This window comes from Microbulbifer sp. ABF4_107, from assembly GCF_056312215.1.
In genome coordinates, this window is record NZ_CM149983.1 from 1,629,167 (window position 1) to 1,639,912 (window position 10,746).

At 57.9% G+C, this 10,746-nt stretch carries 13 protein-coding genes; 8 read left to right on the forward strand and 5 right to left on the reverse strand.

Features of this window, described 5'->3' with window-relative positions; all coding sequences use genetic code 11:
• Positions 1-81: 81 nt before the first annotated feature.
• The 5 genes from ACYX4K_RS06685 (at position 82) to ACYX4K_RS06705 (ending at position 2,260) form a co-directional block, all read left to right on the forward strand.
• Positions 82-759, forward strand: coding sequence for a Bax inhibitor-1/YccA family protein (locus tag ACYX4K_RS06685; protein ID WP_475092902.1), 678 nt, complete (start codon positions 82-84; stop codon positions 757-759).
• Between the two features lie 101 nt (positions 760-860).
• A complete protein-coding gene (tusD, locus tag ACYX4K_RS06690) occupies positions 861-1,253 on the forward strand; it encodes a sulfurtransferase complex subunit TusD (RefSeq protein ID WP_475092901.1) in 393 nt (130 codons plus the stop codon).
• A gap of 4 nt (positions 1,254-1,257) precedes the next feature.
• Complete coding sequence (gene tusC / locus ACYX4K_RS06695; protein ID WP_475092900.1) at positions 1,258-1,617, forward strand: sulfurtransferase complex subunit TusC; 360 nt, start codon at positions 1,258-1,260, stop codon at positions 1,615-1,617.
• Position 1,618: 1 nt separating this feature from the next.
• Positions 1,619-1,900, forward strand: a complete 282-nt coding sequence (gene tusB, locus ACYX4K_RS06700; protein ID WP_475092899.1) for a sulfurtransferase complex subunit TusB — start codon at positions 1,619-1,621, stop codon at positions 1,898-1,900.
• Between the two features lie 15 nt (positions 1,901-1,915).
• On the forward strand, positions 1,916-2,260 hold the full coding sequence (locus ACYX4K_RS06705) for a TusE/DsrC/DsvC family sulfur relay protein (protein WP_475092898.1): 345 nt from the start codon (positions 1,916-1,918) through the stop codon (positions 2,258-2,260).
• Here the strand turns inward: ACYX4K_RS06705 and ACYX4K_RS06710 are convergent.
• Positions 2,257-3,693 carry an aminotransferase-like domain-containing protein gene (locus tag ACYX4K_RS06710; RefSeq protein WP_475092897.1) on the reverse strand — a complete coding sequence of 479 codons (1,437 nt, stop codon included), beginning with the start codon at positions 3,691-3,693 and terminating at the stop codon, positions 2,257-2,259. The genes ACYX4K_RS06705 and ACYX4K_RS06710 overlap by 4 nt on opposite strands.
• Before the next feature lie 143 nt (positions 3,694-3,836).
• On the opposite strand from ACYX4K_RS06710, the gene ccoG reads away from it, so the two are divergent.
• A complete protein-coding gene (gene ccoG / locus ACYX4K_RS06715; RefSeq protein ID WP_475092896.1) occupies positions 3,837-5,189 on the forward strand; it encodes a cytochrome c oxidase accessory protein CcoG in 1,353 nt (450 codons plus the stop codon).
• 19 nt (positions 5,190-5,208) lie between these two features.
• Here ccoG and ACYX4K_RS06720 read toward each other — a convergent pair whose 3' ends face one another.
• Entirely contained in the window at positions 5,209-5,616 is a 408-nt protein-coding gene (locus ACYX4K_RS06720; protein ID WP_475092895.1) for a secondary thiamine-phosphate synthase enzyme YjbQ, read from the reverse strand.
• 147 nt (positions 5,617-5,763) lie between these two features.
• Between ACYX4K_RS06720 and trmA the strand changes: the two genes are divergently transcribed.
• Positions 5,764-6,852 carry a tRNA (uridine(54)-C5)-methyltransferase TrmA gene (gene trmA / locus ACYX4K_RS06725; RefSeq protein WP_475092894.1) on the forward strand — a complete coding sequence of 363 codons (1,089 nt, stop codon included), beginning with the start codon at positions 5,764-5,766 and terminating at the stop codon, positions 6,850-6,852.
• A 58-nt stretch (positions 6,853-6,910) separates the two neighbouring features.
• Here trmA and ACYX4K_RS06730 read toward each other — a convergent pair whose 3' ends face one another.
• The 3 genes from ACYX4K_RS06730 to ACYX4K_RS06740 are packed head-to-tail and all read right to left on the reverse strand — an operon-like array spanning position 6,911 to position 9,720.
• Positions 6,911-7,375, reverse strand: coding sequence for a DUF2489 domain-containing protein (locus ACYX4K_RS06730; protein WP_475092893.1), 465 nt, complete (start codon positions 7,373-7,375; stop codon positions 6,911-6,913).
• Entirely contained in the window at positions 7,372-8,316 is a 945-nt protein-coding gene (locus tag ACYX4K_RS06735; RefSeq protein ID WP_475092892.1) for an AEC family transporter, read from the reverse strand. The genes ACYX4K_RS06730 and ACYX4K_RS06735 overlap by 4 nt, the downstream gene beginning before the upstream one ends.
• A 3-nt stretch (positions 8,317-8,319) precedes the next feature.
• Positions 8,320-9,720 carry a DNA recombination protein RmuC gene (locus ACYX4K_RS06740; protein ID WP_475092891.1) on the reverse strand — a complete coding sequence of 467 codons (1,401 nt, stop codon included), beginning with the start codon at positions 9,718-9,720 and terminating at the stop codon, positions 8,320-8,322.
• 160 nt (positions 9,721-9,880) lie between these two features.
• Between ACYX4K_RS06740 and murI the strand changes: the two genes are divergently transcribed.
• Positions 9,881-10,705, forward strand: a complete 825-nt coding sequence (murI, locus tag ACYX4K_RS06745) for a glutamate racemase (RefSeq protein WP_475092890.1) — start codon at positions 9,881-9,883, stop codon at positions 10,703-10,705.
• Positions 10,706-10,746: the final 41 nt, after the last annotated feature.

Below are 10,746 nucleotides of genomic sequence, written 5' to 3' on the forward strand. Positions count from 1 at the left end.
AGAACCCGGCGCCTACTTGAAGGTCTAAAGCGCTGGTTATATGATCGCGAAAGATTTCATATTCACTTGCAGGAGACGCTAATGCGCCAAGAAGTCTATACACAGTCCGGAGCACTGGACCGCTCGGAATCCGCCAAGGTACTGCGTAACACCTACGCACTGCTGGCAATGACTGTATTGTTCAGTGCAGTCACTGCGGGTATTGCCATGGCCACCGGCATGAGCCGCGGCATGGGTATCATTTGCTCCATCGCAGCCATTGTTCTGGTCTGGTTCGTCCTGCCACGCACCGCGAATTCAAGTAAAGGTATTGGTGTCGTCTTCGCGTTCACCGGCCTACTGGGCGCCTCCCTCGGCCCGATGCTGAATTACTACGTCGCTGCCGGCAGCGGCCAGATCATCATGCAAGCCCTGGGCACCACCGCTCTGATCTTCTTCGCGCTGTCTGCCTACGTGCTGACCACCCGCAAGGACTTCAGCTTTATGGGCGGCTTCCTGTTTGTCGGCCTGATCGCAGTACTGGTGTGCGCGCTGGGCCTGATGATCGCCAGCTTCTTCGGCGTGTACATGCCGCTGGCCAGCGTTGCCCTGAGCGGCGTGATTGCCCTGCTGTTCTCCGGTTTCATCCTGTACGACACCAGCCGTATCGTGAATGGTGGAGAAACCAACTACATCATGGCCACCACCTCTCTGTACCTGAACATTCTGAACCTGTTCACCAGCCTGCTGCACATCTTCGGTTTCGCATCCGACGACTGATGAGCCCGCTGACCCGGTTCTAACGGTGCCCCGCTCTGCGGGGCATTTTTTTATCGGTACACTTTACTGACCCAATCCTGCTTTATCAGGTGGATACACCCATGCAATTTACCCTCGTAGTGTACGGTGCTCCTCACAGCGCTCAGGGCGCCGGCACCGCCCTGCGTTTTGCCAAAGCCGTGCTGGCATCCGGACATTCAATTTTCCGGGTGTTCTTCTACGGGGACGGTGTTCACAACGGCAGCGCCCTGGCGACTCCGCCGCAAGACGAACAGGATCTCCTCAGCCAGTGGCAGGCACTGCAGCAATCCCACCAGCTCGATCTCACGGTCTGCATCGCCGCCGCCCAGCGCCGCGGCGTGCTGAGTGAAAGCGAGGCGAGTCGCCTGGAACAGCCCGCTGCAAACCTGGCCGATGGGTTTACCCTGGCGGGGCTCGGACAATTGGCGGAAGCGACCGCACTCAGCGACCGCCTTGTGAGCTTTGGAGGCTGACCCTGTGACGAATTCCATACTCGCTTTGTGTCGCCATGCGCCCTATGGGACGACACTCGCCCGAGAGGGTCTCGAAGCCGTACTCGCGTGCGCCGCCATGGATCAGATCCCGGAAGTCCTGTTTATCAATGACGGGGTATACCAGCTGCTTTCGCAAAACCCGCAAGCCATCGCCGAAAAGAGCCTGTATCGCAACCTTCAGGCGCTGCCGATGTTCGGGGTGGAGCGGATTTATATTTGCCAGAGAAGCGCCACTGAACGGGGCCTTGCACTGTCGCAGCTACAGCTCACCGGCGCCGATGTACAACTGCTGGAAGACCCTGGGTCATTAATCCGTCGCTTCGATCAGGTTTTGAGTTTTTGACATGACTTTACATATCGTCAACCAGTCTCCCCATGCGGGCAGTGCTCTGCGCGACTGCCTCAATGTATTTGCGGAAGGCGATGCATTACTCCTGATAGAGGACGGCGTTTACGCTGCGCAGGAAAAAGCTCCGCTCGAACTCCCCGGGAATGACGTGTTCGTGCTGAGCGCCGACGCCGAAGCCCGCGGCATTGCCATTGCAACTGATCTCACGGCCATCGATGACCTGCGCTGGGTCGCCCTTTGTGTCGAGCACAAGCCGATCGTCAGCTGGTTTAGATAGCCGGGAGCCAGAAAGATGGAACAGACAGCAACACTGATCATCGAAGGCCGCGAAATCCCACTGGATAAAGAGGGATTTCTGCGCAATCTCGATGATTGGAGCCCGGAAGTTGCCAGCGCAATTGCCGCTCAGGAAAAGATTGAACTGACGCACGACCACTGGGAAGTTATTCGCCTGCTACAGGCGTTTTACCGTGAGTTTGAACTGTCGCCCGCAATGCGACCGCTCGTTAAGTATATCGGCCTGCACCTTGGGCCAGAGAAGGGGCGCAGTATATTTTTGATGCAGCTGTTCCCGCCGAGCCCCGCAAAAATCGGCAGTAAGATCGCAGGGCTTCCCAAGCCGACCAACTGCCTTTAACGGTTTCCAACATATCCCCGTTGGGCGTCCGTCAGCCCGAATATCCGCGGCAATAACGCAAGCGCTTCTCGGCGCGCCGGGTGCCACGGGTGTGCAAAACTGATTCTCAGGCAATTGCCAAATTGTCCCGAGGCAGAAAACAGTGGGCCCGGGGTTATCACCACTCCCTGTTCCAGTGCGAGCGGATAAGCGGCAAGCGTGTCAACTTGCTCCGGCAGTTCAACCCACGCCGCGAGACCTCCCTGCGGCACGCTCACACGGACTTCGCCCGGCCATTTTCCCAGTATTGCACGCAACTGATCGCGCCTTTCCCGCAAGTCTCCACGCAAGCGACGCAGGTGCGCAGCGTAGCTTCCATCGGCGAGAAATGCGGCAACCCCCTGTTGCAGGTAACGGCTGCCGGCCAACTGGGTGACCAGTTTTGTCTGCAGGATCTTGCGGTGCCATCGCGCACCGGAAACCCACCCCAGGCGCAGATCCCGGGAGAGGCTTTTGGAGAATGAGCTGCACAGAATGACCCGATCGTTGCGATCCAGTGCCTTGAGAGGATCCGGCACTGAAGTGAACCCGGTATCGCCGTAAATGTCGTCCTCGATCACCGCAAGGTCAAACTCCTCGGCAAGCGCCAGCAAACGCTGCTTGGCCGCCTCCGGGATCAGCGCACCGCCAGGTGTGGCAAACGACGGAGAAACGATACAGGCGCGCACCGGCCAGCGACGTAACACCTCATCCAGTGCATCCAGGTCCATACCGGTATCAACCGCTGCGGGAATTTCGATTACCTGCAGCTCAAGGTATTCGAGCAGCTGCATCACCCCATAGAAGCCCGGCGATTCAACGGCGACTACATCACCGCGCTTACAGCTGGCCATTAGCGCGAGAAACAGTGCGTTTTGGCAACCGGACGTTATACAAAGCTCGTCCGCTCCAACCCGGCAGCCACGCCGCGCCATCAAAATCGAAAGCTGCTCCCGTAAGCCTGCGTCACCGGCTGGCTCGTCGTAGTACTGATAACTGCCCTGTGACGGCCGCCGCAATGCCCGCGCAATCGACCGATTGAGCGCGACAATACCAGACGGAGGCTCAGCCCCGGTGAACGTCGGCAACAGATCAAATGCCGCGTTACGTCCCATGATATCGAGCAACAGCTCGCTTACCGTGACCGGGTGCGGCGCCTCGATACGTGCGCGGCTGACCGGCTGCTGGACGCTCGGCGGGCGAATGGCGACGAAGTGACCGGCCTTTGGGCGCGCTTCAATCAATCCACGGGACTCAAGCCGCTGCAACGCGTGTTGCACCGTCGCTTTAGACAGCCGTCGATCCCGGCACAATGCGCGAATCGAAGGCAGTCGCTCTCCCCCGCGCCAGCGCTGCTCCCGGATACCCTGCTCGAGCCAGGTCTCCAACGCCTCGTATCGAAATTGTTCGCTCACTCCGGCACACCTCCATTCAGCCTTTCAGGACCAGAGCGGATCCCGGCACCAATCTGTACCCATTATAATTATTTTTATTATCCCTGACCCCATCAAGGAACTCCCTATAGGCTCCGCGCTAAAGTTCTAGCGGATAAGTCACCATGGAAAAGATCCCCGTAGTACAGGACTACACCCCGGATCCGGACGGTAAGCTGCACGTCAGACTGACCGAAGGTCGTTTTCAGAACCTGCGCAGACTGACCAGCTGGCCACTGATGGCACTGTTCTTTGTGCTCGTCTGGGGCCAGGTCGACGGTGAGCCAGTGCTCCTATTTTCTTTTGAGCAGCATCGTATCCTGTTTTTCGGCAGCGCCATTTCGTGGCGGGACCTTTCTCTTCTCGCTGGCCTGCTGATTGCCGCCGCCAGCCTTCTGTTTTTTCTCGCGGTCGCCTGGGGGCGTGTCTGGTGTGGCTTTGCCTGCCCGCAAAGCATATGGACCTGGATGTTTATCCGTATTGAAGACCTCACCGAAGGCAAGGCCCACGCCCGCGCTCGCGAAGCGCAACAGCGCATTTCCGGTTCGCTGATCGTCCGGCGCCTGCTAAAGCACCTGCTCTGGGGTGCTCTTGCGCTCGCCACTGCGGTTACATTCGTCGGCTACTTTGTTCCCGTTCGGGAACTCTTCGCCGACGCCACGCAGCTCCAGCTGTCCGCAGACATCTGGACATGGGTCCTTATCATTGCGCTATTAACCTATCTCAATGCCGGGCTGGTAAGAGAAAAGATCTGCCTGCACGCGTGCCCCTATGCCCGCTTCCAGAGCGTAATGTTTGATTCAGATACGCACACAGTCTGTTATGACAAAGACCGCGGAGAGCCCCGGGCAAGCCGCCGAAAAGGAGATGGGACTGAGGGAGATTGCGTGGACTGTGGTATTTGCCAGCAGGTATGCCCAACCGGAATCGACATTCGCAATGGCCTGCAGGCCGCCTGCATCGACTGCGGCGCCTGCATTGATGCCTGCGATCAGGTAATGACGAAGCTGGAGCGCCCGACGGGATTGATTCGCTTCACCTCCGAAGCGCAATTGACTGGTGAACCAAGCCACATATTACGCCCTCGACTCGCCGGCTATGGCCTCGTGATGCTGTGCGCGTTCACCGGAGTAATATATGGTTTTACCGATACCACCAAACTACTGGTGGAGATTCGGCGGGATCGTACGGCCCTGTTTACCCGAATTGATCGGCATACGGTGTGCAACAACTACCAAATCAAAGTTGAGGGTTACGAAAAGCAGCAGGACTCGGTTGCCGTATCACTCGCAGAACCGAGCCGTCTCAAAATTTTCGGCGCACCGAGTATCGACCTCGGGGAAAACAGTTCGACCTGGCTCCCCTACCGCGTCTGTGCAACTGCGCCGAAACACGCAAAAATGACGTTTGCCTTCAAGTTCAGCAGCGGTGATTCGGTAACTACCAAGGAAACAACCTTCCTTACTCGCCGATTTTAGCGGGCATTGGATTGAGCACTCAGACCTGCACAATCACATTCCGCGTACCGCGGTGGTGCCGATGTTCCCAAAGGTAAATACCCTGCCAAGTGCCTAATAGTAGCTGGCCTTCGTCCATCGGGATGCCGAGGCTACACGCAGTAAGGGAGGCCTTGATATGGGCCGGCATATCGTCCGGCCCCTCAAGTGTGTGGGTATAGAGGGGGTCATTTTCCGGCACCAGCCGGTTCAACCAGTTTTCCAGATCCACCCGGGCACTTGGATCCGCATTTTCCTGGATCAGCAGACTCGCGGAGGTATGCTGGATAAAGAGGGTGCACAGTCCGCAGCCGAATAAATTCTGACCGGCCAGCCAGCGATTCACCTCTGCGGTAAACTCGTATAGCCCCTGCCCGCTCACTACAATTTCCAATCTACCCAGCGCCATTTCCTGTCTCCTGTTTCTGTCACCTGTAACAGCTGTCCGCAACCGTTTATCTGGAGGCCGCATCCGCTATAATCCGCGCCCCGACGATCCTTCATCCGGTTTCGGCAATCATTCCCATAACGCATCTCAACGACAACGGCTTCACACATGGCTCTTCACCGCGTAAACACCGACGACTACCAGCAACAACTGGACCAGAAAGTGGCCCGCTTGCGGGAAGCCTATACCTCCTACACCGACCTGCAACCGGAGGTATTTCCCTCACCGCCGAGCCACTACCGCCTGCGCGCCGAGTTCAAGATGTGGCAGGACGGCGGCCGTGTGGATTACGCCATGTACAAACAGGGGGAATACAAAAAGCCGTTTGTGATTGAAGAGTTTACCGTGGGCTCCGAGCGGATCAATGCCCTGATGCCGCCCTTACTGGATGCCATCAACGGCAGCGAAATCCTGCGCAAACGCCTGTTCTGCACCGAGTTCCTTACCACCCTGAGCGGCGATGCATTGATCACGCTGATCTACCACAAACCTCTGGGTGAAGAGTGGGAAGCGGAAGCACGTGCGCTGCAGGAAAGTCTGGGCGTTCCGATTCTCGGCCGTTCGCGCAAACAGAAGCTGGTACTGGAGCGGGATTACGTCATTGAGAAGCTCGACATCAATGGGCGGACGTATCAGTACAAGCAGGTAGAAGGCAGCTTTACCCAGCCAAACGGGGAAATCTGCCGCTCAATGATCGGCTGGGCAAAGAGCTGCTGTGAAGACAAAACGGGCGATCTGCTGGAGCTGTACTGCGGCAATGGCAACTTCACCATTCCCCTCGCGGAGAATTTCCGCCAAGTGCTGGCGACAGAGATTTCCAAGGTATCGGTGAATGCGGCTCAGGAAAATATCGCGGCGAACGGCGTCGACAATCTGGCCATCCTGCGTTTATCCAGCGAGGAATTTACCCAGGCCATTGACAAGGTGCGGCCGTTTCGGCGGCTGAAAGATTTTGATCTGGACAGTTACGATTTTTCTACCGTACTCGTAGACCCTCCCCGCGCCGGACTGGATGCGGACACCTGTGCGATGATCGCGCGCTTTCCGCGTATTCTGTATATCTCCTGTAATCCGGAGACACAGTTGGAGAATCTGGCGGAACTGACCAAAACCCACCGCATTGAGCGTTTTGCGATTTTTGACCAGTTTCCGTATACGGATCATACGGAGTCTGGGGTTTTGCTGGTGAAGAAATGATTTGGGGTCCTTGGGACCCCGGAGCAGCTGGATCCCGGATCAAGTCCGGGATGACGACTTAAAAACTCCGCCCCAAAATCCGCTTGGCCGCATCCAGGGCAAAATCCCGGTACTCGCCTTCAATACGTACCATTTCCTTCTCAAACGCGAACTTCTCCTTGCGAGAAAGCTTCTTCCAATCTTCCAGAATCGGAATATGGCTGGTCTTGTCCGCTACCTGATAAAACGCCACAAACTCCTCTTTCACCGCCGGCTCAACCTGCAGCGAATCCAATAGAACACGGATACGCAGGGATGCTTCGGTCAGCCCCACGCCCTCTTCCAGCAGCGTTTTCGCAATAATCTGAATACTGTTGTTTACCCGGTCCCGCTGCGCGTCGGCCGCCGCTTCCAGCTCTACCAGCTGCTGAGCCTGCCGTTTGCGCGCGGCGCGCAGCTCCAGGCAGTAATAAGTGGCGATGGCAGAGAGCACGAGAATAATCAGCCCGGCAACTACCAGGATCCACACGGGTACTTCGGTCATGGGAGGTTTACCTTCAACAGTGCCAGCCCTAGGCTGGCGGTCACAATAGAAAAGAGTGTACTGATCGCGATGATGTTGGCGGCAAGCTGGCTGTTGCCACCGAGCGCGCGCGCCATGATAAACGACGCAGAAGCAGTCGGGGTCGCGGCGAGCAGGAACAGAATCGCCATGGATTGGGTATCCAGTCGGAACAACAGGCCGATACCCAACAGCACCAGCGGCACAATCAGCAACTTGAATGCACTTGCGGCAAAAGCGCCAAAAGAACTGCGGCGCAGCATACTGAGATCCAGCGTTGCGCCGATACACAACAGAGCCAGTGGCAAGGTAACCGAAGCGAGGTACTCACCCGTTTGCACCACCATGTGCGGCAGCTTGAGCCCAACCGCCTTTGCCAGTAACGCCGCAACAATCGCGACGATCAGTGGGTTTCTGGCAATGTCTTTTAGCAGCTTGCTCCAGCTAAACTTGGCCTTCTGGGAATACACTGCAAACAGCGCAACCGCAGCGATATTGTAAAAGATCGTGATAACCGCCATCAGCAGCGCCGCCTGCGCTAGGCCCGCCGGACCATAGGCGTTGGCCGCCCAGGCAAGGCCGATAATACCCAGATTGCCGCGGAAAGCGCCCTGAATAAACGCACTGCGATCGCCAAAGGCCAATGGTCGCGCCACCATCCAGGCCAGAGGAACCGTCAACATGGTGCCGATCAAGCCCGCCAGTAGCAGAGGCCATTCATCCCCCAGATGGGCGTCGGAACCGAAGATATTGAAGAACAACAATGCCGGCAGCGTTACCAGAAACACCAGCTTGGACGCATCATCGACAAAGGATTCGCTCAGCAGTTTGACCCGCGCGAGTCCGTAGCCCACCAGCAGGGTAAGAAAAATCGGCGCGGTGACCGCGAGCGCGAAGGAGAAGGTTTCGAAGATCGCGTTCAAAACTTATTCCGCTTCGCTCTCTGCTTCGGATTCGATTAGCGCTTCGTTTTTCGGTTCCAATGATGGCAGCTTGTGGCTGTCTTCCGCCTTCTCGCGCAGGTCGGCGGCAATCTGTTTGCGAGTCTTTGCGCCGAGCTTGCGCAGGCTGTCGATGCGCTTCACCGCATTGCCGCGGCCGGTGGCGAGGCGCTTGTAGGTTTCCTGATAGGCCTCATCCGCCTGACGGATACGACTGCCGAGGTTATCCAGTGATTCGAGCACCAGCGCAAACTGGTCGTGCAGCTTGCCGGCCTCGTCGGCGATCTTTTCCGCGTTCTTATTCTGCTTTTCGTAACGCCAGATATTCTCTACCGTGCGCAGGGTCGCCATCAGGGTGGTGGGGCTGACCAGAACAATCTGGCGCTCATAGGCAAAGCGGAACATCTCCGGGTCCGCCTGCATGGCGAGCATGTAGGCGGCCTCGATGGGGACAAAAATAAATACGAAGTCGAGGGTGCGCACCCCTTCCAGCTGCTCGTAGGCTTTTTTGTTAAGACCGGTGATATGGGCCCGCAGGGAGTTCACATGCTGCTTCAATGCCGCGGTGCGCCCCTCGTCAGTCTCCGCGGACGCATAGCGCTCGTAGTCCACCAGCGAGACCTTGGAATCGATAATCAGGTCTTTGTTCTCCGGCAAGCGCACAATCACGTCCGGCTGGCGACGGCGGCCATCGCTGGTAAAGCTCACCTGGGTTTCGTATTCGCGGCCCTTCTGCAGGCCGGATTCCTCCAGCAGGCGCTCCAACACCACCTCGCCCCAGTTACCCTGGATTTTGCGGTCACCTTTGAGCGCAGAGGTCAGGTTGAGCGCTTCGTCGCTGATGCGCTGGGTCTGTTCCCGCAGCGCCTTGATCTGCCCCATCAGGCTGTTGCGCTCGGCATTCTCGCGGTCGTAGACATGCTCTACCCGTTTACGGAAATCGCCTAACTGGCGCTCCAGTGGATCCAGGCTCTTGCGCAGACTGTCTTCACTGCGGCGCTGGAAGGCCTGCTGCTTCTCTTCAAAGATGCGGTTTGCCAGGTTTTCAAACTGCTGGGTCATGCTAGCGCGGGTCTGCTCCAGCTGCTGCTTTTGCTCTGCGAGCGCGGCCTCACCCTTCTCTACCAGTACCTGATAACGGGCCAGCTGTGTGGATTTTGTGTCCAGCTCCGTGCGCAACTGCTGGATATCCAGCTCATGACGGGACGCCTGCTCGCGACTGCTGCTGAGCTGCGCCTGCACCACCTGGTGCTCTCCCTGCAGCGCCTGCAAGCGCCGGCTGACCGCGGAGCGACCGACCCACGCAGCGATGGTCACAAACAGCACAGCCAATACACCCGCCAGCACCGCATGCTCTAGAGTGACCTGGAGAGGAAACGAAATCATAGAAAACTCTTAAACTTATTGAGGTGGCCCGGATTACCCAGGCGACGCGCTGCGGGCAAATGACCTGCCAGTCCCGGCGCTGAATGCGGTATTCTTGGCCCGATTAGCACTCCCTGCCACCGTGAGCGGGTTGCCGAATTGAGGGAAACAGGTTTTCGTTATGCCCAATGGAAGCGGCCATTCTAACAAGGCCCCCAGCGCATTGATATTCGATTCCGGCGTCGGCGCGATCAGCATTGCCCGCGAGATCCGCCGGCAGATACCCGCGCTCACCCTGCATTTCGGGGTCGATAACGGCTTTTACCCCTACGGCACCAAAAGCGAGGAGGAGCTGCGCCCGCGTATCGTCGAGCAGGCCTCCGCCATGATGGCAGCCACCGGGGCCGATATTCTTGTTGTCGGCTGCAATACCGCCAGCACCCTCGCCCTGCCGCAATTGCGTGAAACACTGAGCCAGCCGGTTGTCGGTGTCGTTCCCGCCATCAAACCCGCGGCCCAGGAGACTGAGAGCGGTGTTATCGCACTGATTGCCACCGAGGGCACCGTCAACCGCCGCTATACCCGCGAGCTGATTGAGCAGTTCGCCAATGGATACCGGGTAATCAATGTGCCAGCACCGGAACTGGTTCGGCTGGCTGAAGCAAAATTACGCGGGGACACTATCGCCGCCGCCGATCTGGAGCCGGTATTGCGCCGCATATTCCACACCGCCGGTGGCGATAAAGTGGATATCGCGGTGCTTGCCTGTACCCATTTCCCCCTGCTGCGAGAAGAGTTGGACGCGTTTGCACCACGGCGTATCCGCTGGCTCGATTCAGGCCCTGCCATCGCCCGTCGTGTGCAATGGTGGCTGGAAGAGCTGAAGCTCGTACTACCGGAGACTGCAGGCGCAAGCCAGCTACTGAGTAGTGCCCCGGACACAGAACAACGGATCGCCCTCGCGTTTGCCGAGTTCTCCCCCGCCCAGCATCAGCCAGTGAGCTAATTGGTGATTATTTAGCCCGGCCGCGACCGTTGACAGCTCCC